The following is a 21567-nucleotide window of genomic DNA, read 5'->3' as shown; positions in this document are numbered from 1 at the left end:
AGGACGTTCACCGACAGGCGCCGACGTGCACGGTCGCGCGGCGGAGGCCAGATTGGAGGTATCCGACCCGCCGGACGGTGACGTCTCGGCGGGCAGACCCGGGAGGAACCTGGCATGACGACCCATGAACAGCCGGCGCTGGTGCTCCTCGTCGGCGTCGCCGGGTCGGGCAAGTCGACCGTGGGGCGCCTGCTCGCCGAGCGGCTGGGCTGGGCGTACCGGGACGCGGACGAGTTCCACTCCGAGGCCGACCGCGCCAAGATGGCCGCCGGTCATCCCCTCACCGACAGCGACCGGGAACCGTGGCTGGAGGCGATCGGCCAGTGGATGGACCGGGCGATCGCGGCCGGCCGGCGGGCCGTCGTCACCTGTTCGGCGCTGAAGCGCGCCTACCGGGACACGCTGCTGACCGGGCGCCCGGGGGTTCTTCTGGTGTATCTGCGCGGCTCACGCGAGCTGCTCGAATCCCGGCTGGCCGGGCGGGACGGCCATTTCTTCCCGGCGGACCTGCTGGACAGCCAGCTCGCGGTGCTCCAGGAGCCGGAGCCCGACGAACGCGCGCTGGTGGTGGAGATCGACCGGTCTCCGGAGGAGATCGTCGCGGCGGTGCTGGCGCAGATGCCCGGGGCCCCCGCCGGTGCCCCGACGGTAGGCGACGACTCCTCGGCGTCCCCCGGCCCTACGGGCGACACATGGCGCCTGGTCCGGGGAGACCAGAGCGCGGTCGTGGTCCAACTCGGCGGCGCCCTGCGCGAGTACGCCGTCAGCGGCCGACCGCTGCTCGACGCCTTCTCCGCGGAGTCCGCCATCACCGGCGGGCGGGGGCAAGTGCTCGTCCCGTGGCCGAACCGCGTGGGCGACGGACGCTACCTCTTCGAGGGCCGAAGTCTGCAACTCCCGCTGACCGAAGTGGAGAAGCGCAACGCGATCCACGGCCTGCTGCGCTGGAGCCTGTGGCAGCCGCTCTCCCGCACCGACGACTCGGTGCTGCTCGGCACGAGGCTCTGCCCCCAGCCGGGGTATCCCTTCCTCCTCGACGTCCGTGTCGAGTACCGGCTGGACGCGGACGGGCTGAGGACCGCCGTCCGCGCCACCAACCTCGGTGCGGAGCCCGCGCCTTACGGAGTGGGGCAGCATCCCTATCTGACGGTCGGCACCGATTTCGTCGACGGCGCCGTGCTGACCGTTCCCGCGCGATACCGCCTGCTCACGGACGACAGGGGCCTGCCCGTCGGCCGAGAGGACGTCGACGGCACGCCGTACGACTTCCGCGTCGCCCGCCCCATCGGCGATCTCCGGCTGGACACCGCCTTCACCGGGCTCGACCGCCACCCCGACGGGCGGGCGGTCGTACGGCTCGCCCATCCCTCCGGGCCGCACGGCGTCGACCTCTGGCTCGGCGAGGGAACCCGCTACGTGCAGGTGTACACGGGTGACACCCTGACCGAGTCCCGGCGGAGGCGGGGCGTCGCCGTGGAGCCGATGTCCTGTCCGCCGGACGCCTTCCGGAGCGGCACGGACCTCACCGTTCTGCGGCCGGGCGCGACGCATGTCCTGCGGTGGGGACTGAGCCCCTGGGGGTACTCATGACCTCGGACGATTTCCGGGATCTCTACGAGCGCCTGCGACGACAGGCGGTACGCGAGGCAGCGGGGGCGACGGGGGACGACCGGTGCGGTGCGCTTCGCCATCTGACGCCCGAGCGGGTGGCGGCGGCCGCCGCCGAGGTACGCATGGGGCGCTCGGTGTCGTTGGCGGCTCCGATCGACACCGAGCCGGGCCCGGACGATCCCGAGCCGGCGGTGCACCGGATGACCGGACCGAGCCCGGGCGCCATCGACTCGGACGCGCTGCGGTTCGCCACGGACCGCTTCGCCATGAACGTGCACGGGGACGCGGACAGCCATCTCGACGCCCTCTGTCACGTCATCTTCGACAGGGAGCTCTACGGCGGGGTGCCCGCGAGCACCGTGACCGCGGAGGGCGCCCGCAGTCTCTCCGTGGACCTGGTCGAGAACGGCATCGTCGGCCGGGGCGTCCTCCTCGACATCCCGCGGCTGCGCGGCGTGCGATGGCTGGAGCCCGGCGACCAGGTGACCCCGGACGATCTGGCGTCGGCCGAGGCCGCGCAGGGGGTCCGCGTCGGACCGGGCGACCTGCTGTTCGTCAGGGTGGGTCACCGTCTCCGGCGCACCGAACTCGGGCCGTGGAACGCCGCCGATGCACGGGTGGGTCTGCACCCGACGGCCGTGGAGTTCCTGGCCGAGCGCGAGGTCGCGGTCCTCGGCGGGGACGGCAACAACGACACGGCGCCCAGCGCGGTGCCGGACGTCGCCTTCCCCGTACACGTCCTGGCCATCCACGCCCTGGGCATCCACCTCATGGACTACCTGCGGTTCGAGGATCTCGTCCCGGTCTGCGCGCGGGCGGGCCGCTGGAGTTTCCTGTGTGTGGTCGCGCCCCTGCGGCTGACCGGAGGCACGGGATCGCCCGTGAACCCGATCGCGGTGCTGTGAGTGCCACGCGCACCGGCCGAGCCGCTCCGGTCGCCGCTCACCGGGAACGCGGATACGTTCGACGCGGCCTGTCCGGCCCTGGTCCGGAAGACACGGCCTAGGCGCCCGGCACCAGGTCGGGGCCCTGATCCCAAGGACGGTGGTCGCCGTGGGCGACGCCCCTCACTACGACGTCATCATCATCGGCACCGGCGCCGGCGGAGGGACTCTCGCCCATCGCCTCGCCCCGTCGGGCAGACGCGTCCTCCTCGTCGAACGCGGCGGCTATCTGCCCCGTGAGCGGGACAACTGGGACTCGACGGCCGTGTTCGTGAAGGGCAAGTACCGGGCCCCGGAGTTCTGGCTCGACAAGCACGGAACCGAGTTCCCGCCCGAGGTCAACTACTACGTCGGCGGGAACACCAAGTTCTACGGAGCCGCCCTCTTCCGGCTGCGGCCCGAGGACTTCGGCGAGCTCCGTCACCACGGCGGCCTGTCACCCGCCTGGCCGATCCGGTACGAGGACCTGGAGCCGTACTACACCCAGGCCGAGCATCTGTACCTGGTCCACGGACGGCACGGCGAGGATCCCGGCGAGGGTCCGGTGAGCGCGCAGTACGCCCATCCGCCCGTGGAGCACGAGCCGCGCATCCAGCAGCTGAGCGACGACCTCGAGAAGCGCGGTCTGCACCCGTTCCATCTGCCGATCGGCGTCGATCTGAGCCAGGAGGACGGGGGCCGGCCCACCCACTCCAGCGCCTGCATCCGGTGCAACCGGGTCGACGGCTTCCCGTGTCTGGTGCGCGCCAAGTCCGACGCCCAGGTGATCTGTGTCGAGCCGGCCCTGGAGCACCCCAACGTCGAGATGGTCACGCACACCCAGGTGGTGCGTCTGGAGACCGACGACCGGGGGCGCAGGGTCAGCGCGGTCGTCGGCCGGCTCGCCGACGGCTCGGAGGTGCGGTTCACCGCGGACGTGGTGGTCGTCTCCTGCGGAGCGGTCAACTCCGCCGCGCTGCTGCTCGCCTCGGCGAACGAGCACCATCCGCGGGGGCTCGCGAACAGCTCGGACGTGGTCGGCCGCCACTACATGCGGCACAACAACATGGCCCTGATGGCGGTGTCGAAGGAACCCAACGACACCCAGTTCCAGAAGACCCTGGCCCTGCACGACTGGTATCTCGGCGCGGACGACTGGGACTTCCCGCTGGGCGGCATCCAGATGCTGGGCAAGTCGGACGCCGAACAGATCCACGGCGAGGCCCCCCGGTGGGCCGGCGCCGTGACTCCCGACATGCCGTTCGAGGTGCTGGCCCATCACGCCGTCGACTTCTGGCTGTGCGGCGAGGACCTGCCGATGCCCGACAACCGGGTCACCCTCGACGGCGACGGGCGCATCAGGCTCGCGCTCGACGAGAAGAACAACATCGAGGGCCTGAGGCGGCTGCGGCACAAACTGCAGTCCATGCTCGGCCACTTGGGCATGCACGAGCACCATCTGCTGTCCCACAGCATCTATCTGCACAAGGGCATGCCGATCGGGGCGACCGCGCACCAGGCCGGCACGGTGCGCTTCGGCACCGATCCCGCCGACTCCGTGCTCGACGTGAACTGCAAGGCCCACGACCTCGACAACCTGTACGTCGTGGACACGAGCTTCTTCCCGAGCATCGGCGCGGTCAACCCGTCCCTGACGGCCATCGCCAACGCGCTGCGGGTCGGCGACCACCTCCTGGCCCGGCTCGGCTGACGACGGGCACGGGGCACGGGCACGGGGGGGGCGGCCGGTGGTCCGTACGGACGAAGCCGCCGCCCCCAACGGCCCAATCGCTCTTCCGAGGAGATGCCGACCCGGTCGTCGGGTGATTGCGTGGCTGAGCCCGGCCCGAGCCGGCGCCGGGCTGGGCGCGACCGCGCAGCGAGGAGGCAGGACGGCATGGATTCCACGGTGGGAGCGCCGCAGGGTGTGATCCCGGCGCGTTTGCTGCACGGCCAGAAGGCTCTGGTCACCGGGGCCAATTCGGGCATCGGCAAGGCCACGGCCATCGCCCTGGGCCGGGCCGGCGCCGACGTGGTGGTGAACTACGTGGCGGGTCGCGAGGCCGCCGAGGAGGTGGCCGAGGAGATCGCCTCGTTCGGGGTGCGCTCGGCGGCCTACGAGGCGGACGTGTCCCAGGAGGACCAGGTCGTCGCCATGACGGACCGGATGGTGAAGGAGTTCGGCACCGTCGACATCCTCGTGGCGAACGCGGGGCTGCAGCGCGACGCCTCGGTCATGGAGATGACCCTCGCCCAGTGGCAGAAGGTCATCGACGTCAATCTCACCGGTCAGTTCCTGTGTGCGCGCGAGGCGGCGAAGGAGTTCCGGCGCCGGGGCGTCAACCCCGAGGTGTCCCGGGCCGCCGGGAAGATCGTCTGCATGAGTTCCGTGCACCAGATCATCCCCTGGGCGGGTCACGTGAACTACGCGTCCTCCAAGGGCGGTGTGCAGATGATGATGCAGACCCTGGCCCAGGAGCTCGCGCCGGAGAAGATCCGGGTGAACGCCGTCGCGCCGGGGGCGATCAAGACGCCGATCAACCGCGCGGCCTGGGAGACGCCCGAGGCGCAGAAGGACCTGCTGCGGCTCATCCCGTACGACCGGATCGGCGACCCCGACGACATCGCCCACGCCGTCGTCGCGCTCGCGTCCGATCTCATGGACTACGTGGTGGGGACCACCCTGTACGTCGACGGCGGCATGACGCTCTTCCCCGGATTCGCCACCGGCGGCTGACCCGCTCCCGGCCCTTCACCCACCGATCCGACGAAGGCGCGTATGTCCACCTCGCTCCACCTGCTGGCGGAGGCCCCGGCCCAGCTCCTGCCGGCCCGGGAACTCATGGCCTTCACGCTGGCCGCGCACATCATCCTGGTCCCCCTCGGCGTGGCGTTCCCCCTGATCACCCTGGTCATGCACTATCTCGGACTGCGCCGGAACGACCCCACGGCGCTGCTCCTGGCCCGGCGCTGGTCGGCCGTCATGGCGGTGCAGTTCGCGCTCGGCATCGTCACCGGCACGGTGCTGTCGTTCGAGTTCGGTCTTTTGTGGCCGGGCATGATGGGACGGTGGGGTGATGTCTTCGGCGTCGGATTCGGGGTCGAGGCCTGGGCCTTCTTCCTGGAGGCCGTGCTCATCGCCATCTATCTGTACGGGTGGCGGAGGCTGAAGCCGCGCACCCACTTCCTCCTCGGGCTGCCCCTGCCGTGCGCCGCGCTGCTCGGGGCGTTCGGCATCCTGGCCGCCAACTCGTGGATGAACACGCCGCAGGGGTTCTCGCTGGACTCCTCGGGCAACCCGGTCGACGTGAACGTCTGGAAGGCGATCTTCACGCCGATGTTCGGGCCGGAGTACTGGCACTTCGTCGTGGGGATGATCCTCACCGCGGGCTTCGTGGTGGCCGGTGTCTACGCCACGGGCTGGCTGCGCGGCCGCCGGGACCGCTACCACCGGCTCGGGTTCGCCGTGCCGTTCACCCTCGCCGCCGTCGCCGCGCCGGTGCAGTTCGTCCTCGGCGACTCCATCGCCCGGTCGGTGTTCCACAAGCAGCCGGTGAAGTTCGCCGCGCTGGAGATCGTCTGGAAGACGGACACACGGGTCCCGGAGTATCTCTTCGGGCGCCTGCAGGAGGACGGGAGCGTCAAGGGCGGCCTCAAGATCCCGGTGCTCGACTCCGTCCTGGCCGGATTCAGCCCGAACACCGAGGTGGTCGGGCTGACCTCTGTTCCGGCCGATCAGCGGCCGACGGCCACTCAGGCGACCATCGCCCACTGGGCCTTCGACATCATGGTCCTCATCGGGTCCGTCCTCGTGCTGCTCGCCCTCTGGTACGGGCTCGTCTGGCTGCGGCACCGCCGGCTGCCCGCCTCCCGCTGGTTCTACGGCGCCGCCGCCTGTGCCGGTGTCGGCTCCGTCGTGGCCGTCGAGTGCGGCTGGATCGCCACCGAGGTGGGTCGCCAGCCCTGGATCGTCTACGAGAACATGCGGGTGGCCGAGGCCGTGACCTCGACCCGTTCCACCAGCCTGTGGATCATGTTCGGGGTGGTGGCGGCGGTGTACGTGTTCCTCTTCGGGTCGTTCCTCGTCCTGCTGTTGAAGATGCGCACGCGCTGGCGGCTCGCCGACGAGCGGCAGCCCGCCGGGGCGGGCGCGCACACGCCGGAGGACGACATCCCCTACGGTCCGCGCGCGTCGGTTCCCGCAGGGGACGTGCCCGCCGCCGGCCCCGGGGCCGGACGGTCCGGGGGTGAGGGCTCATGACCGCCGACCTCATCGCCGTGGTGCTGCTCCTGGCCGTGACCGCGTACGCCTGCGCGGGCGGCACGGACTACGGGGCCGGCTTCTGGGACCTGACGGCCGGCGGGACGGAACGCGGCCGGCGTCCCAGGTGGCTCATCGACCACGCCATGGCTCCCGTGTGGGAGGTGAACAACGTCTGGCTGATCTTCGTTCTGGTCATCATGTGGACCGGCTTCCCCGTCCTGTTCCAGACCGTGTTCTCCGCGATGTGGCTCCCGCTCGCCCTGGCCGCCGTGGGCATGGTGCTGCGGGGCGCCGGATTCGCGCTCCGCAAGCCCACTCAGCGGCTCGCCGGCCGCCGCCTGTACGGTGCCGTGTTCGCGTGCGCCTCACTCGTCACGCCGTTCTTCCTCGGTGCCGCCGTCGGCGGAGTCGCGTCGGAACGCGTGTCTCCCGGCACCGAGGCCTCGGCGGACGTCTGGGCCGGCCCGACCTCGGTGGTGTTCGGCCTTGTCGCCGTCGCGACCACGGCGTTCCTCGGCGCGGTGTTCCTCACCGGGGACGCCCGCAGGTTCGACGCGCCCGATCTGGTGGGCTACTTCAGGCGGCGGGCACTGGGCGGTCTCGCCGTGCTCACCGTCCTCGCCGTGGTCACCGGGTTCGTCACCCATGAGGACGCCCCCTACGTGTGGCACGGACTCACCCACGGCCTGGGGCTGCTCTTCGTCATCGTGGCCGGAGCGGCCGCCCTCGTGACGGCCTGGCTGCTGCTGCGGACGCCGGGCACCTGGGTGCGCGTCACGGCGGTCGGCGTCGTCGCGTGCGCCATCGTCGCCTGGGGCATGGCCCAGCGCCCGTACCTCCTGCCGACCTCGCTGACGGTGTCCGACGCCGCGGGCGCGCCCTCCACGCTGACCTGGCTGGCGATCGTCACCCTGGTGGCCCTCCTTGTCGTCATGCCGGCCGTCGTCCTCCTCTACTGGCTGGACACCCACGGTGAGCTGGAGGAACTCACCGACTCCGAACTGCGGAAGCCGGAATGAGCGAAGACGAGATCCTTCTCGGCCTCGCCCTGACGGTGGTGCTCGCCACCGGCTCGCAGATCCTGGCGAGCAGACTGCGCGTCCCCGCCCTGGTGGTGCTGCTGCCCGTCGGGTTCGCCGTCGGCGCGATGACGGACGTCATCCACCCCGACCAACTCCTCGGGCCGGACTTCTCGGCCCTGGTGTCCCTGTCGGTCGCGGTGATCCTCTACGACGCGGGGCTCGGACTCGACCTGCGCAAGCTGACCGGCCACACCCGACGGGTCGTGGGCCGGCTGCTCGTGTACGGCGTGCTGCTCACCTTCCTCGTCGTCGCGGCCGTGTCGCCGGCGATGTTCGGCATGGACCTGCGCGTGGCCGCGATGCTCGGCGTGATCCTCGTCGTCTCGGGTCCCACGGTCGTGGGACCGCTGCTCGACTTCGTGCGGCCGACCGACAGGACGCGGCGCATCCTGATCTGGGAGGGGACGCTGACCGACCCGATCGGCGGCATCCTCGGCGCACTGACCTTCCACGCGGTGGCCACGTCGCAGAAGGTCGACCTCGGCCGCGGCTACCAGGTGGGCCAGTTCTTCCTCAGTCTGGCCGTGGGTCTGGTCGGCGGAGTCGTGGGAATCGCGCTGCTGTGGTTCACCCTGCGCATCCTCCGGCTGGGCGAGACCCTGGGAACGCTGGCGCAACTCGCCGTCGTGATCGGCGTGTCGGCGCTCTGCGACATCGTGCGCGACGACACGGGGCTCATCGCCGCGATCGTGGCGGGCCTCGCCGTCGCCAACATCCGCGGCTTCGACATGCCCGCGCGCAGGCCCTTCTTCGAGACGCTCGTCCAGCTGATCATCGGACTGCTCTTCGTCTCCATCTCCTCCACCGTCACCCCGGCGTCGGTGGTGCCGGTGCTCCTTCCCGCGCTCGGCCTGATCGCCATCCTCGTCCTGGTCGTGCGCCCCCTCGTGGCCTTCGGCTCGACAGCGCGGACGGACCTCTCCCGGGGAGAGCGCGCCTTCATCGGCTGGATGGACCCACGCGGCATCGTCGCCGCCTCCACGGCATCGGCCTTCTCGGCCGGCCTGGTCGAACAGGGCGTGACCGGAGCGTCGAAGATCCTTCCGGTGACCTTCCTGGTGATCGTGGGAACCGTGCTGCTCTACGCGCTGACGGCCGCACCGGTGGCCCGACGCCTGGGCGTCGTCAAGGCGACCGGCACGCGGGTGCTCCTGGTGGGCGGCGAGCCCTGGGTGGTCGACCTCGGCAGGGCGCTGCGCTCCGCGGGACTCGACGTGCTGATGTGGGCGGGACTCGACGAGCAACGGGAAAGGATCCGGGCAACGGGTCTCGAACTTGCCGAGGGCGAGCTGCTGGCCACGGCCATCAACCCCGGGGCGCGTCTGGAGGGCGTGACGACGGTCTTCCTGGCCACGGACGACGACGACTTCAACGCGCTCGCCTCGATCGTGATGCAGGACAACGTCGACGGGTCCGTCTACCGGGTGGGGCCGCCGCACGACAGCCACGGCGTGGTGGCTCCGTACACCGACGACAACATCCTCTTCGGCCGCTCCCTCGTGCGCCACGTGCTCGCCGAGCGCCACGCACGGGGCGCCCGGTTCGTGGTGCGGCCGGCCGCCGACCCGCTGCCGCCGGAGCACGACCCGCTCTTCGTGGTGCGGGCCGGCCGCTGGCTTGATCCGGTCACGGAGCGGCGGGAGAGCGCCCCACGGGACGGGGACGCCCTCGTCCTCCTCGGGCCCGCGCCTACCGACGTTCCCGGAGCATCGAGTCCAGGGTGATGGCCGCGTCGATCAGGGCCAGATGCGTGAACGCCTGTGGGAAGTTGCCCAGTTGCCGGCCCGTCAGGTCGATCTCCTCGGAGTACAGGCCGAGGTGGTTGGCGTAGGTGAGCATCTTCTCCAGGACCAGCCTGGCCATGTCGACGCGTCCGGCCCGGGCCAGGGCGTCGACGTACATGAACGTGCAGAGCGAGAAGGTGCCCTCGGAGCCGCGCAGCCCGTCCGGGGACGCCTCCGGGTTGTAGCGGTAGACGAGGCTGTCGCTGACGAGTTCGTTCTCCATCGCGTCCAGGGTGGACTGCCACATCGGGTCGTCCGGCGTGATGAAGCCGACCGTCGGCATGCGCAGCAGCGACGAGTCGAGCACGTCGTCGCCGTAGTGCTGCACGAAGGCCTGCTTCTTGGGGTCCCAGCCGCGGTCGAGCACCTGCGCGTAGATCTCGTCCCGCGCGTCGACCCAGCGTCCGCCGGCCGCCGGGCGGCCGTCGTCGTAGGCGATCCGCAGGGCGCGGTCGAAGGCCACCCAGGACATCACCCGGCCGTAGGTGAAGTCCTTGCGGCCGCCGCGCGTCTCCCAGAGGCCTTCGCCGGGCTGGTCCCAGTGGTCGACCAGCCAGTCGAGCAGGGTGTGCAGCGCGGTCCAGCCGCCGTGGTCGAGGTGCATGCCGTGTTCGTGCGCGAAGTAGATGCTGTCGAGCGCCTCGCCGTAGATGTCCAGCTGGAGCTGGGTGGCGGCCCCGTTGCCGATGCGGACGGGGGCGGAGCCGCGGTACCCCTCCCAGTGGTCGAGGGTCTCCTCGACCAGGTCGGCGGTGCCGTCGACGCGGTACATGATGTTCAGCGGTCCGGAGCCGTTCCCCCGGCCGGCGTCCTGTTTCACCCGGTCGTGGAGCCAGTTGATGAACGCGGCCGCCTCCTCCTTGAAGCCCATGCCCAGGAGGGCGTACACGGAGAAGGAGGCGTCGCGGATCCAGGTGAACCGGTAGTCCCAGTTGCGTTCTCCGCCCAGCTGCTCGGGCAGTCCCGCGGTGGGGGCGGCGACCACTGCGCCGGTCGGCGCGTACGTCATGAGCTTCAGCGTCACCGCGGAACGTTCCAGCGCCTCCCGCCAGCGGCCGGTGTACGTGGACTGGCCCAGCCACGAGCGCCAGAAGCCGACCGTCTCGTCGAAGAGCCGCTGGAACTCCTCCACGCGGACCTCGTGCGGAGGCCCGTCGGGGGACGATTCCAGGACCAGGCCGCGCTGCTGGCCGGCCCGCAGGGTCAGGGAGTAGCGCACGTCCTTGTCGTCGGTCGTGAGGATGCGCACCAGCCGTTCGTCCTGCGGCTCGCGGACGGCGTGGACGGCGAGGGTCAGGTCCTCCGAGGTGAACAGGGCCCCGTGTTCGGTGAAATGCACCTGGTGCGGCTTGCGGCCGTAGTCGAAGCGCGGGGCGACCTCCCCCTCGAACGTCATGCTGCCGCGCACGCAGCGCAGCATGCGGACGATGCGGTGCCGGTCGGTCGCCGTCTTTCCGGTCACCGGCATGAAGTCGACGACCTCGCCCGCGCCGTCCTCGGTCATGAACCGGGTCACCAGAACGGCCGTGTCCGGGTGGTAGAGCTGCTTCGTGGTGTACGTGTCCGCAGCGGGCCGCACGGTGAAGTGACCGCCCTCGCGCCGGTCGAGCAGAGCGCCGAAGACGCTGGGCGAGTCGAAGCGCGGACAGCAGAACCAGTCGATCGTCGCCTCGGTCGTCACGAGGGCCGCGGTCTGCAGATCACCGATCAGGCCGTGGTCCTCGATCAGGGGATAGTCGTCCATCGTCGACCCCTTTCAGCCCCGGTCGACCGCACTCGGGGCACCGTCGCGCCGCGGTCGGAGCGGACCGGGCGCACCCGATCAGCTTAGGTCGCCGACGCCGGTCCGTCCTGACGTCACCGTCGCCCCAGGTGACGGCGGGGCCGCGCCGCCACTGCGCCCGGGCCGGAGTCGCCCTAGCGTGGTGCGCATGATGTCGTGGGCCACCAGATTCCGACTGCGGCAGTACGTCAAATCGAGCCTGTGGATCGTGCCGATGCTCGGTCTCGTCCTCGGCACGCTGCTCGCCGAGCTCGCGCTGACCGCCGACGACACGAAGTGGCTGCCCGGTGACTGGAACTACTCCGCCACGACGGCGAGCGGCGTGCTCACCGCCATCGTGGGCGCGATGGTGGCGCTGCTCGGGTTCGTCGTCACCATCGGCGTCCTCGTGGTGCAGCAGGCCACGGGTACCCTCTCGCCCCGGTACATGCGCCTGTGGTACCGGGACCGGCTGCAGAAGGCGGTTCTGGCGACCTTCACGGGAACGTTCGCGTTCGCCTTCTCCCTGCTGCGCAGCGTCGAGTCCGACTCGGTGCCCGATGTCGGGGTCGCCCTGGCCGGCTTGGCGGTGGCCGTCAGCCTGGTGCTGCTGCTCATCTACCTGAACCGGTTCATCCACAATCTGCGGCCGGTGGCCGTCGCCGAGCTGGTGGCGCGGATGGGAGAGGCCGTCTTCACCAGCGGCGCGGCGCAGATCCGGGGCGCGTCCGCCCGGAAGGCCGAAGGCGTGCCGTCGGACGGTCCGGTGCTGCGTGTCCGTGCCGTACGGGGCGGTGCTGTCCAGGCCTTCGACGGGCCCGGCCTGGTCGCGGAGGCGGCCCGGCACGACTGCGTGTTCGTCGTGACGCGGCTGATCGGGGACTTCGTACCGCCGGACACCGTGCTCGTCGAGGTCCACCGGGCCAAGGGAGCGTCCGCAACCACGTCCCGGCCGGACCCGGCGCGGGTGGCGGGTCTGATCGCCCTGGGCCCGGAGCGCACCATCGACCAGGACCCCGCCTTCGCGCTGCGGGTCCTCGTCGACATCGCCATCCGGGCGCTGTCCCCGGCGGTGAACGACCCCACGACCGCCGTGCAGGTGATCAACTACGTCGAGTGGCTGCTGCGCACGGTGGGCAGGACGCGCCTTCCCGGTCGATATGTGCTGGCCGACCGGCACGGGGACGTCAGGCTCGTGCTGCCGGGGCGCGACTGGGAGGCCTATCTCCAGCTCGCCACCTGCGAGATCATGGCCTACGGCAGCTCGTCCGTGCAGATCTGCCGGCGGCTGCGGGCCATGCTGGAGGGGCTGCTCGACACCGTGCCGCAGGAGCTGCACCCCTCGGTGCACGCGCAGTTGGGCCTGCTGCGGGACTCGGTCGAGCGGGAGTTCACCGATCCGGACCGCCGGGCCGTGGCGGAGCAGGCGGATCACCAGGGCATCGGCGGGCAGTCCTCCTGAACCCGCTCGCCCCGCCGCCCGCGCGAGGGGGCGCGGGCGGCGGGGCGAGCGGGTGGTTCAGCGGCCGGGCCGGCGGGTTCAGGAGCCGAGGATGCGGCTCTTCTGGGCCTCGAACTCGGCCTCGGTGAGCACCCCTTGCTCCTTGAGCTGACCGAGCTCCTTCAGCTGGGAGATCTTGTCGTCCATCGACGGCGCGGCCGGGGGCGGCGGAGCGCTGTACGCCTGCTGGGGCGGCGCCGCCGCGGCGCTTCGCTCGTAGTCCTGCTGCGCCCATCGGCCCGCCTGCCGGCGGGAGACCCGGTTGGACACGGCGGTGGCGGTACCGGCGACGACCGCGGTGCGCGCGACACCGCGAAGAAGACCAGGCATGTCAGATTCCTTCTTGTCGGGCGGCCGTCGGCCGTCAGGAGGCGGACCCGGCCTCGACGGCCTCCAGGGTTTCCAGGAGGTCCTCGGCCGGGATTCTTCCGTTGGCCACCATGCGCGCTCCGCTGCGGCGCAGGGCGGCCGCCAGCGGCGCGGCCCACAGGTTCTCGTACACGATGACGCCCGCGGAGTTGCCGGGTTCGAGGACGCCGGCGGCCTCCTGGAGGTCGTCCTGACCGAGCAGACCGGAGGACGCGCCCTCGAAGACGGCCAGGTCGAGCTCCCCGTCGCCGTCCAGGTCGGTGAGTTCGACCGCGGTGACCGAGCCGTCCTCGTCCTTGCGGACGAAGGACAGGTCGAGGATGCGGATGATGCGCCGATCGACGAGATCGAGCAGCAGGGGCAGGCCTTCTCCGGTCATGCGATTTCCCGGGAACTCCAGGATCAGGTAATCGACGGGTCCCATCTCGGAGAGTTCGTCGACGCTCATTCCGACTCCTCGCTGGCGGCTGACTGCCTCCGACGGTGCGGCGCCCACTGCCCCCCGGCCGCACTCATTTCCGCCTCCCATTCCAACACCGGGGGACGGCGCACGCACCTTCGTGGCGACCCCGGCGGCCCGCCCTGCCGCAGCGCGGTCAGGTGAGCTCGAAGATGGCTCTGCCGGTCAGCCAGAAGCCCAGGGCCAGGGAGAGGACGACGACGGCCTGGTCCTGGTGGGTCGTGATCGCGCGCATCAGCTCCTGGAGCCGGGCGTTCGCCCGAGCGGGCCGGAACGTCGCGTACAGCTCCATCGCCAGCAAGGTGGAGGTGGAGAGCAGGCAGTAGAACATCAGCGTCAGCCAGGTGAGGCCCTGCGACAGATCGGCGTTCACCACGGTCGCCGCGCCCGCCGCGACCATGCCCCAGGGCTGGAGGAGTACGGCCATGCCGGCGCCCGACCATGAGGAGGCATTGCGCAGCCTCCCCAGCCAGGCGGGCTCCTCCCTGGGCCTGCTCTCCTTGCGGTGCTTGTACGCGCCGTACAGGATCAGTCCGACGCCGATGGCGAGCTTGGCGGCGACGGCGGCGGTCGACGGAACACTGTGCTTCTTGGGCGGGTCCCCGCCGGTGAAGAGCAGGACGCAAGCGATCACCAGGACCAGGCACGCCAGCCAGGCGAGCACGAAGACCAGCCCCTTGCGCACGCCCCGGTCGCCGGACAGCAGCAGGATCAGTGCCATGGCGGGCAGCGGGTGGAGTGTGATCGCCAGGCCGATGAGGATCATGTCGAGTGTCATCTGCGGGCGCTCTCGTCATCGGGGCCGCGGACGGGTCTGCCGAACCCAGCCAGCCACGAACCTTCGGTACGTGCGAGAGGTGGACGCCCATGGGAGTGAGCCGCCCCGAAGGGACCGCGTTCCGTCCGTGCGCGCCACCCGTTCGGCGGACTCCCCGCGCGGGGAGCGGGAGGCGCTCGTAGCGTCGGCCCGGACGAGTACCCCCGTACCCCTGGGAGAGGGCGATGACGGACGAGTCGATGGAGAAGCTGGCGACGCAGGCCTGGATCTACGGGTATCCGCTGGTCACGGCGGCCGTGACGAAGAGCGACATGACGGCGGTCCCGGCCCGGGACGACGCGCGGCGGAAGGCCCCGGTCAACCAGTTCTGCTACATGCGCACCACACCGGACGCCGCCTTCACCGAGGTCGTCTCGCCGAACGCCGACACCCTGTACTCCAGCTCCTGGCTCGACCTCTCCGCGGAGCCACTGGTGCTGGCCCTGCCCGAGTTCGGTGACCGGTTCTGGATGGTGCCGATCCTGGACGCCTGGTCGAACGTCTGCGCCGTCGTCGGCCGGCGCAGGTACGGCTCGTCCGCCGGACCGTTCCTGATCGCCGGGCCGTCCTGGTCGGGACCGACCCCGGCCGGCCTGACGCTGCTGAAGTCGCCCACCGCCGTGAACTGGATCATCGCCCGGTACGCGACCAGCGGCCCCTCGGACTTCCCGGCCGTCAACCGGCTCCAGGACGGCACCCGACTGATTCCGCTGTCGGAGTGGACCGGCGACCCCGACGCCTACTCTCCTCCCACCGATGTCCCGGTCCCGGCCGATGCCGACACCACGACGGCGCCCGTCGACAAGGTCCACGCGCTCAGCGGCCGCGCGTACTTCACGCTGCTCAACCGGATGATGGTCGACAACCCTCCGGACCCCGCCGACGCCCCGTTCCTGGGGACCGTCGCCAAGCTCGGCATCGCGCCCGGCGCGAGCCTGGACGACCTGTCCCCCGAGGAGCTCGCCACCCTGGACGCGGGTGCGCGGCGCGGCCCGGAGGTCCTGAGCGAACTCCTCGCCAAGGCGGAATCCGCCGGCTCCGGCGGGTGGACCGTGCACCGGGGTCTCGGTGACTACGGAACCGACTACGCCAAGCGCGCGGTCATCACCCGGTTCGGGTACGGAGCCAACCTCGACGCCGACGCCCTGTACCCGCACGCCACGACCGACGCCGACGGCCGGCCTCTCGACGGCGCCCACACCTACGTCCTGCACTTCGACGCCGGGCAGACCCCGCCCGTCGACGGCTTCTGGTCCCTGACGATGATGAACGAGCGTCAGCTCTTCGCCGACAATCCGCTGGACCGCTACGCGATCGGCGACCGCAGCGGCATGCGGACCAACCCCGACGGTTCCCTGGACATCCACGTCCAGCACGCGAACCCCGGACCGGACCGGGAGAGCAACTGGCTCCCCGCCCCCGCGGGCGGCTTCAACGTCTTCCTGCGCCTGTACTGGCCCGAGGAGCCCGCTCTCACGGGCAGTTGGACCCCGCCGCCGCTTCGCCGCACCAGCTGAGAGCTCCACTGTCAGTCCGCTCACGTATCCTTCCCGGCACCGCACACCGACTGGGGAGGACCCGGAGCATTGACCGGCCTGACCACATTTCCGCTGCCCTTTCACTCCTCCCGTTCCCTTTCGTTCGCGACACCGCGCACGCTGCGGGAACTCGAGATGATCCAGTGCAGCGCGCACCTCAGGGCGAAGCCGGGGTGGTTCGACAAGAGGAACGATCCCGGCATCGTCGCCCGGTGGACGCAGGAGGCGATCGACCAGGGCCTCACCGAGGCGCAGGTTCGCTATGTGCTCGCCGAGCTCGCGCATTACGCGGCGCTGCGGGACGGACGAAGCGGCGTCGAGGTGTCCGCCGTCGACGGGGTGTGGCATTCGGACACCCTGATCGACGACAAGCTCAGGTCCCGGCTGCGCGAGGCGGTGCGGGTTCTGGAGCAGGTCCCCGAAGCAGAACAGGACTGGCATCCCGGGTCCGACGGCCAGGTACTGGATCTGGTCCATCCCTCGCTCTTCTGCCTGGTGCGGGAAGCGAGCGGGGCGCCCGAGCGGGCCTGGAAGAACCCGACGAACCGATGGTCGACGTACGAGTTCTCGGAGAGATTCCAGTGGCTGCCCACGGACGTCGATGTCAGTGAGGACGGTGAGGTCTCCTTCCTTTCGTACGTGAACAACGTGCATCCCGAGCATCATCACGAACTGGCCTCCGTCCTGCCGGACCTGTTCGCGCATCTGCGTCCGCTCTTCGAGAACGTGCTCACCGATCTGCGCCATCCGCGGCCCCTGCGGATCGAGGCCGATCCCTACAGCTGGTACGGCGACTCGGAGCCGGAATACCCGGACAGGGCCTCGTTCGGTGATGACGAGGCCTACGCGGAAGCCCGCCGCACCTGGGAACAGGCCATGGACGACTGGTGGGAGAACCGCCGCCCGGCCGTCCCGGACGCCCCGGCCTTCACCCCGCCCGAGGTGCCGGGGGAATCCGCCCGGGTCGACCTGCGCGGCCGCCGACTCCAGGTCATCGTCAAACTCGCCACGATTCATCTCACGCCGGAAAAGCCCGAGTACTCCGGCGGTTCCTGGCATGTCGAGGGGATGGTGAACGAGCGGATCGTCTCGACCGGAATCTACTACTGGGACAGCGAGAACATCACGGAAAGCCGGCTGAGTTTCCGGGCGGCGCTCGACGACCCGCGCTACGAACAGAACGACGACGACGGTCTGCGCGAGGTCTACGGCCTGGAGGACGAGGACGCGCTGAACCAGATGCTGGGATCGGCGGCGACCCCTGAGGGCCGCTGCCTGGCGTTCCCGAACATCCTGCAACACCGCGTCGGCTCGTTCCGCCTCGCGGACCCCACCCGCCCGGGACATCGCAAGATTCTCGCGTTCTTCCTCGTCGACCCGTCGGAGACGATCGTCTCGACCGCCGATGTGCCGCCGCAGCAGCCGTGGTCCGACACCTCGACCATGACGCTCGAACAGGCCAGGGAATACCGCGAACAACTCATGCGGGAACGCAAGTTCTTCGTCGACGAACACAACGAGCAGCTCTACGAGCGAGAGTTCTCGCTCTGCGAGCACTGAGCCGCCCGTCGTCGTTCAGTCACAGCAGTCGCAGCAGCACTTGCACGGGTTGCAGCAGCCGTCGCCCGAGCCACCGCAGGAGCCGCCGGAACCTCCGGAGCTTCCAGAGCCTCCGGACCCTCCGGACCCGTGTCCGCCGCCCGAGCCGCCGCCGTGCCCGCCGAACCAGCCGTCGCCCCCGGAGCCGTCCCTGCCGGAACCGTCCCGGCTCGAACCGCCGCCGCGGTTGCCGTCCCCGAACTGGCAGGGCTCTCCGTCGTCGCCGGCGTCGGCGTCGCAGCGGCAGCAGTTGCGGCACAACCGGCAGTGGGCGCACAGCCGGCGCCACTCGCGGCACTGCCGGCACTGTCCCTCCGGTGACCCGCCCGACACCATCGACACCCCCTCCGGGACCGTGCACGCGCCGGCCTCGGAGGGCGTGTCCGGCGTCGTACGGCGGCCCAGCCAGGGCAGCATGCGCAGGCCCCGCGCCGGGCGACGGTGCTGGTGGTGACGGTGCCGGGGGTCGAAGACGCGGTCGACGGCACGCTCCAACTCACCGCCGAGGAGCGCCCGTACGAGCCGCCCGTCGACGAACTCGGCGTCCGACAGGGCGAGTCGGATCCCATGGACGGCGTCGTCGCACAGGCGACGCACCTCGGCACGGTCCGCGCCGGTCACGGCGATCGGGTTCCACGCCCCGGACGCCCGGTCCGCGTCCAGGTCCTCCATCGCGTCGAGCAGATGCGCGAGGCGGCCGAAGAGACGACCGGCCTCCGCGAGCGGTCCGGCGTTGCCCGGGCGGCCCGCGAGCACCGCGGTGTACGCGAAGGCGGCCGCGGTCGCCGTCTCGGTGGGCTCCGTGACCGTCAGGAGTGAGTCGCCGGGGCCGGTCGACCGCTCTACCTCCGGCTGGCGCTCGACCGCCCTGAGCAGCACCGCGGTGTCGAAGCCGAGCTTCTCGCCACCGGCGGCGCCCGCACGGTCCCAGCCGTGGGCGATCCGGCGCGCCGCAAGCCCCACCGGGCGGCGCCCCATCAGGCCGTCGCCGTCGGCGACATGGTCACGGATCTTCGCCGCGGCGAGGACCAGCGACACCGTCGCCGCCAGCCGCGCTCCCTCACCCTGCGCGACGTCCGCCGACCGCATCCCGCGCAACGGGCACGGACCGGCCCCGCGCCGCCAGTCCCCGCTGCGCTCCGACTGCGCCTCGGTCAGCACCGAGACGATCAGACCGTCGTAGTTGGTGGCCACCCGCGCGAACTGCCCGTACTCGCCGCGCAGGGCCAGGCACAGGCCGCACAGGTGCGCCATCCACTCGACCCGCAGGCCCTCGCCCAGCCGATGACGGCATGGCCTGATGATTCCGAACACCGACGTACTCCCCCGTGAGAACCGCTACCCGGACGCGCCCCGCCGGACGGCCCGCCGGCGCACGATTCACCTGCACCTCAACCGCCCCGACCGGGACCCTACTGTGACATCTTCACAGAATGGCCACCGCGTGATGATCAGTCAGTCCGCCTATCTTCTCATCGACCTCGCGGCCGCCCTAAGATTGCCCTGCGTGCCGGACAGCTCGCGGTGTGTGATGCGGAGTGCCGCTGTCGAGTGACCGGTTTCGCAATTCGTCATCGGATCCGTGACTTATGGAATTGGGTGACCCATGCCTCCTCGGCTTGTCGGCCATCAGGGCTCCCTGGCCGGACAGCAGTTCCCGATCGGCGCCACACCAGTGACACTGGGCCGCAAGGGCGACAACAGCATCGTGATAGTCGGCGAAAACGTGTCACGCTTTCATGCCGAAGTGCGCCGCGAGGGCCACGGATTCGTGTTGTACGACAGCGGAAGCAGTAATGGAACGCGCGTCAACGGGACTCGTGTGACGTCGCACGAACTGCAGCCCGGGGATCTCATCGAGATAGGAACCGAGACGTTCCGATTCGAAGCGGCCGACGCGATGGAGACCATCCTCGACCTCTCCGTGCTGCGCCCGCTCGGCCCCTCCTCCCAGGCGACCCTGGCGGCCGGGCCGGTGCTGAACGTCACGGTGTCGGGCGGCGGTCCCGTGGGCCTGAGTTTCGCGCTGCTCCTGGAGCACCTGATGGGGCACCGGGTCGCCATCACCGTGTACGACGGCCGCTGGACCCAGGACGGGCCGAAGGTCGTCTGGAAGAGCGAAGGCCAGGGCAACGTACGCCGGCAGCAGGTGGTCACGGTGCAGAGCCGCCAGTACCTGAACCTGCCCGAAGAGGTGCAGGGCCGCCTGTTCCGCGGCGACGCGTTCACCGAGATGTGGCCGGTCGGCCCCGACTCGATCCGCGGCCGCAGCCCGAGGAACCTCCGGATCGCCTACATCGAGGACACCCTCCTCGAACTGGCCAACGAGAAGCCGGACCGCATCCGGCTGGTCCCCGAGGCGTTCGACCCGGCCGAGCACCAGAAGTCCGGGCCCAGGGACCACGTGCTCGCCATCTGCGAGGGCGGCCGCTCCCGCACCCGGGAGTATTTCGCCGACAAGTTCGGCAACGCCGACAAGTCCATCTACTCCCTGCACGGGCAGCACGTGCAGGACGTCGTCCTGGGCCTGCGGGTGAAGTCGGCCCTGACGGACCCCATGACGGTCCTGCTGACCGTGGCCCAGAACTGCTTCCTCCTCAACGCCCTGCGCGGCGAGGGCTTCCTGAACATGCGGCTCACCGACGCCGAGGCCGCGGAAGTGGTCGGCATCGACCCGGTCCGGCATGTCTTCGAGGAGTGCATCGCCTCACGCCCCTGCGTCATGGGGCGTGACGACCACGGCGACTTCCAGTGCTCGACGCACAGCACGCTCTTCCTGCCCGCCATGGTCAGGGGCTCCGCCCTGTGGAAGCGGGTGCTCGAGGGGCTTGCGCTGTTCAGTGTCGCCGAGAAGGACCTGAGCGCCGTCACCGCCTTCCGGCTCGACATGGTGCAGCGCCCCAGGTTCACCACCCGTCTGCACTCGGCCACGTCGACCTCCCCCGGGACGTACGGATTCCTGCTCGGCGACGCCGCCAACGCCATCCACTTCTGGCCGGGCCGCGGGCTCAACAGCGGTCTGGGCTCCGCCATCTCGCTGGCCCGGTCCCTCAACGGCGCCTGGACCGGCCGGCCGTTCCGCGACGCCGACTTCGCCCGCCACGAGGCGGCGATGTCCATGCTCCAGTACCGGCACAAGAGCCGCGCGTGGAACACGATGATCACGACCGACGAGAACGGCGTCAGCCGCCCGATCAAGGAGAAGATCGCCCAGAGCATCGAGGAGTGGGAGGGGAAGGACCTCGACAGGAACGCGGACATCGACGCCCTCATGGAACGCCTGCGGTCGATCCGCGACCGGCTGTCCTCCCGCCTGCCCGGCATGCCCGACGACGCGACGCTCCGGAACCACCTGGAGACGCTCGACTCCTCGACCCTGCGCACGCTGTGGGAGAGCGGAGCGTGGGACACACTGATCGTCGGCGGCGAAGAGGTGGACATCGACATCTTCTACCAGCAGGACTCCTCGCCCACGACCGCCGCGACGAGGACTCCCGCGGCTTCGTGATCACGCGGGTGTCCGTGCGGCGGGGCGTGGGGCCACGCCGCACGGACCGGCCGGGGGTCTCTCGCCCCTCGGCACGGCGCCGGTGTCGGCGTCGAGCACCCGCCAGGTCGAGCGCGGCCGGCCAGTCGGCGTGGCTGCGGAACGTCATGAGCGTGGTCGACGCGGTCTCGGGCGGCCGCGGTCTCGGCGTCGTCTACTGGGAACCGACCTGGACGGCGGTCGACGGGAACGGCTGGGACCCGGCCGACCCCGGGTCCGGCAACGGCTGGGAGAACCAGGCCCTGTTCGGTCACGCCGACAGGCTCCTCCCGGCGGCCGGCCGGCTCGCGCACCGCTGACGCGCCCCGAA

16 protein-coding genes and 1 pseudogene are annotated in these 21567 nt (G+C 70.8%); 12 read left to right on the top strand and 5 right to left on the bottom strand.

Going from position 1 to position 21567, the window contains the following annotated elements; translation table 11 throughout:
* Window positions 1–114 precede the first annotated feature (114 nt).
* From AB0M18_RS15965 to AB0M18_RS15935, 7 genes are all read left to right on the top strand, one after another.
* Window positions 115–1590 (top strand): gluconokinase, GntK/IdnK-type, encoded by a 1476-nt coding sequence (locus tag AB0M18_RS15965; protein ID WP_365758161.1) that lies wholly within the window; start codon window positions 115–117, stop codon window positions 1588–1590.
* The gene (locus tag AB0M18_RS15960; protein WP_365758159.1) at window positions 1587–2516 is read left to right on the top strand and encodes a cyclase family protein; all 930 of its coding nucleotides are present in this window, start codon (window positions 1587–1589) and stop codon (window positions 2514–2516) included. The genes AB0M18_RS15965 and AB0M18_RS15960 overlap by 4 nt, the downstream gene beginning before the upstream one ends.
* Before the next feature lie 148 nt (window positions 2517–2664).
* The gene (locus AB0M18_RS15955) at window positions 2665–4245 is read left to right on the top strand and encodes a GMC family oxidoreductase (protein ID WP_365758157.1); all 1581 of its coding nucleotides are present in this window, start codon (window positions 2665–2667) and stop codon (window positions 4243–4245) included.
* A 186-nt stretch (window positions 4246–4431) separates the two neighbouring features.
* Window positions 4432–5271: an SDR family oxidoreductase gene (locus AB0M18_RS15950; protein ID WP_365758155.1), complete on the top strand. Its 840-nt coding sequence runs from the start codon at window positions 4432–4434 to the stop codon at window positions 5269–5271.
* A gap of 42 nt (window positions 5272–5313) precedes the next feature.
* Entirely contained in the window at window positions 5314–6795 is a 1482-nt protein-coding gene (locus tag AB0M18_RS15945) for a cytochrome ubiquinol oxidase subunit I (protein WP_365758153.1), read from the top strand.
* Window positions 6792–7817: a cytochrome d ubiquinol oxidase subunit II gene (locus AB0M18_RS15940; protein WP_365758151.1), complete on the top strand. Its 1026-nt coding sequence runs from the start codon at window positions 6792–6794 to the stop codon at window positions 7815–7817. Before AB0M18_RS15945 ends, AB0M18_RS15940 begins: the two co-directional genes overlap by 4 nt.
* Window positions 7814–9604: a cation:proton antiporter gene (locus AB0M18_RS15935; RefSeq protein ID WP_365758149.1), complete on the top strand. Its 1791-nt coding sequence runs from the start codon at window positions 7814–7816 to the stop codon at window positions 9602–9604. The genes AB0M18_RS15940 and AB0M18_RS15935 overlap by 4 nt, the downstream gene beginning before the upstream one ends.
* Here the strand turns inward: AB0M18_RS15935 and AB0M18_RS15930 are convergent.
* Window positions 9570–11408: a glycoside hydrolase family 15 protein gene (locus tag AB0M18_RS15930; protein WP_365758147.1), complete on the bottom strand. Its 1839-nt coding sequence runs from the start codon at window positions 11406–11408 to the stop codon at window positions 9570–9572. The two genes, AB0M18_RS15935 and AB0M18_RS15930, sit on opposite strands and share 35 nt — an antisense overlap.
* Before the next feature lie 187 nt (window positions 11409–11595).
* On the opposite strand from AB0M18_RS15930, the gene AB0M18_RS15925 reads away from it, so the two are divergent.
* Window positions 11596–12888 (top strand): DUF2254 domain-containing protein, encoded by a 1293-nt coding sequence (locus tag AB0M18_RS15925; RefSeq protein ID WP_365758145.1) that lies wholly within the window; start codon window positions 11596–11598, stop codon window positions 12886–12888.
* A 78-nt stretch (window positions 12889–12966) separates the two neighbouring features.
* Here the strand turns inward: AB0M18_RS15925 and AB0M18_RS15920 are convergent, their stop codons facing one another.
* The 3 genes from AB0M18_RS15920 to AB0M18_RS15910 all read right to left on the bottom strand — a co-directional run bounded on the left by AB0M18_RS15920 (window position 12967) and on the right by AB0M18_RS15910 (window position 14534).
* On the bottom strand, window positions 12967–13257 hold the full coding sequence (locus tag AB0M18_RS15920) for an SHOCT domain-containing protein (RefSeq protein ID WP_365758143.1): 291 nt from the start codon (window positions 13255–13257) through the stop codon (window positions 12967–12969).
* Between the two features lie 34 nt (window positions 13258–13291).
* The gene (locus tag AB0M18_RS15915; RefSeq protein ID WP_365758141.1) at window positions 13292–13744 is read right to left on the bottom strand and encodes a DUF6325 family protein; all 453 of its coding nucleotides are present in this window, start codon (window positions 13742–13744) and stop codon (window positions 13292–13294) included.
* A gap of 148 nt (window positions 13745–13892) precedes the next feature.
* On the bottom strand, window positions 13893–14534 hold the full coding sequence (locus tag AB0M18_RS15910; RefSeq protein WP_365758139.1) for a GAP family protein: 642 nt from the start codon (window positions 14532–14534) through the stop codon (window positions 13893–13895).
* Between the two features lie 224 nt (window positions 14535–14758).
* Between AB0M18_RS15910 and AB0M18_RS15905 the strand changes: the two genes are divergently transcribed.
* Entirely contained in the window at window positions 14759–16090 is a 1332-nt protein-coding gene (locus AB0M18_RS15905; protein WP_365758137.1) for a DUF1254 domain-containing protein, read from the top strand.
* 69 nt (window positions 16091–16159) lie between these two features.
* The gene (locus tag AB0M18_RS15900) at window positions 16160–17671 is read left to right on the top strand and encodes a DUF4246 domain-containing protein (protein ID WP_365758135.1); all 1512 of its coding nucleotides are present in this window, start codon (window positions 16160–16162) and stop codon (window positions 17669–17671) included.
* Window positions 17672–17686: 15 nt separating this feature from the next.
* On the opposite strand, the gene AB0M18_RS15895 is transcribed toward AB0M18_RS15900, so the two are convergent.
* A complete protein-coding gene (locus AB0M18_RS15895) occupies window positions 17687–19024 on the bottom strand; it encodes a DUF5685 family protein (RefSeq protein ID WP_365758133.1) in 1338 nt (445 codons plus the stop codon).
* 292 nt (window positions 19025–19316) lie between these two features.
* On the opposite strand from AB0M18_RS15895, the gene AB0M18_RS15890 reads away from it, so the two are divergent.
* Complete coding sequence (locus AB0M18_RS15890) at window positions 19317–21218, top strand: FHA domain-containing protein (RefSeq protein WP_365758130.1); 1902 nt, start codon at window positions 19317–19319, stop codon at window positions 21216–21218.
* 107 nt (window positions 21219–21325) lie between these two features.
* Window positions 21326–21556, top strand: a pseudogene (locus tag AB0M18_RS15885) (glycosyl hydrolase 53 family protein); the annotation flags it as partial.
* Between the last annotated feature and the right edge of the window lie 11 nt (window positions 21557–21567).

Source organism: Streptomyces sp. NPDC051909, assembly GCF_040681095.1.
In the GTDB taxonomy this organism is placed as follows: Bacteria; Actinomycetota; Actinomycetes; order Streptomycetales; family Streptomycetaceae; genus Streptomyces.
This window is presented reverse-complemented; position numbering and strand designations above follow the sequence as displayed.

Bases quoted from the DNA above. Each gene is read 5' to 3' on its own strand.
- AB0M18_RS15910 (WP_365758139.1), bottom strand. From the start codon at position 14,534: ATGACACTCGACATGATCCTCATCGGCCTGGCGATCACACTCCACCCG.
- AB0M18_RS15890 (WP_365758130.1), top strand. From the start codon at position 19,317: ATGCCTCCTCGGCTTGTCGGCCATCAGGGCTCCCTGGCCGGACAGCAG.
- AB0M18_RS15950 (WP_365758155.1), top strand. From the start codon at position 4,432: ATGGATTCCACGGTGGGAGCGCCGCAGGGTGTGATCCCGGCGCGTTTG.
- AB0M18_RS15935 (WP_365758149.1), top strand. From the start codon at position 7,814: ATGAGCGAAGACGAGATCCTTCTCGGCCTCGCCCTGACGGTGGTGCTC.
- AB0M18_RS15905 (WP_365758137.1), top strand. From the start codon at position 14,759: ATGACGGACGAGTCGATGGAGAAGCTGGCGACGCAGGCCTGGATCTAC.
- AB0M18_RS15920 (WP_365758143.1), bottom strand. From the start codon at position 13,257: ATGCCTGGTCTTCTTCGCGGTGTCGCGCGCACCGCGGTCGTCGCCGGT.
- AB0M18_RS15925 (WP_365758145.1), top strand. From the start codon at position 11,596: ATGATGTCGTGGGCCACCAGATTCCGACTGCGGCAGTACGTCAAATCG.
- AB0M18_RS15940 (WP_365758151.1), top strand. From the start codon at position 6,792: ATGACCGCCGACCTCATCGCCGTGGTGCTGCTCCTGGCCGTGACCGCG.
- AB0M18_RS15965 (WP_365758161.1), top strand. From the start codon at position 115: ATGACGACCCATGAACAGCCGGCGCTGGTGCTCCTCGTCGGCGTCGCC.
- AB0M18_RS15945 (WP_365758153.1), top strand. From the start codon at position 5,314: ATGTCCACCTCGCTCCACCTGCTGGCGGAGGCCCCGGCCCAGCTCCTG.
- AB0M18_RS15930 (WP_365758147.1), bottom strand. From the start codon at position 11,408: ATGGACGACTATCCCCTGATCGAGGACCACGGCCTGATCGGTGATCTG.
- AB0M18_RS15960 (WP_365758159.1), top strand. From the start codon at position 1,587: ATGACCTCGGACGATTTCCGGGATCTCTACGAGCGCCTGCGACGACAG.
- AB0M18_RS15915 (WP_365758141.1), bottom strand. From the start codon at position 13,744: ATGAGCGTCGACGAACTCTCCGAGATGGGACCCGTCGATTACCTGATC.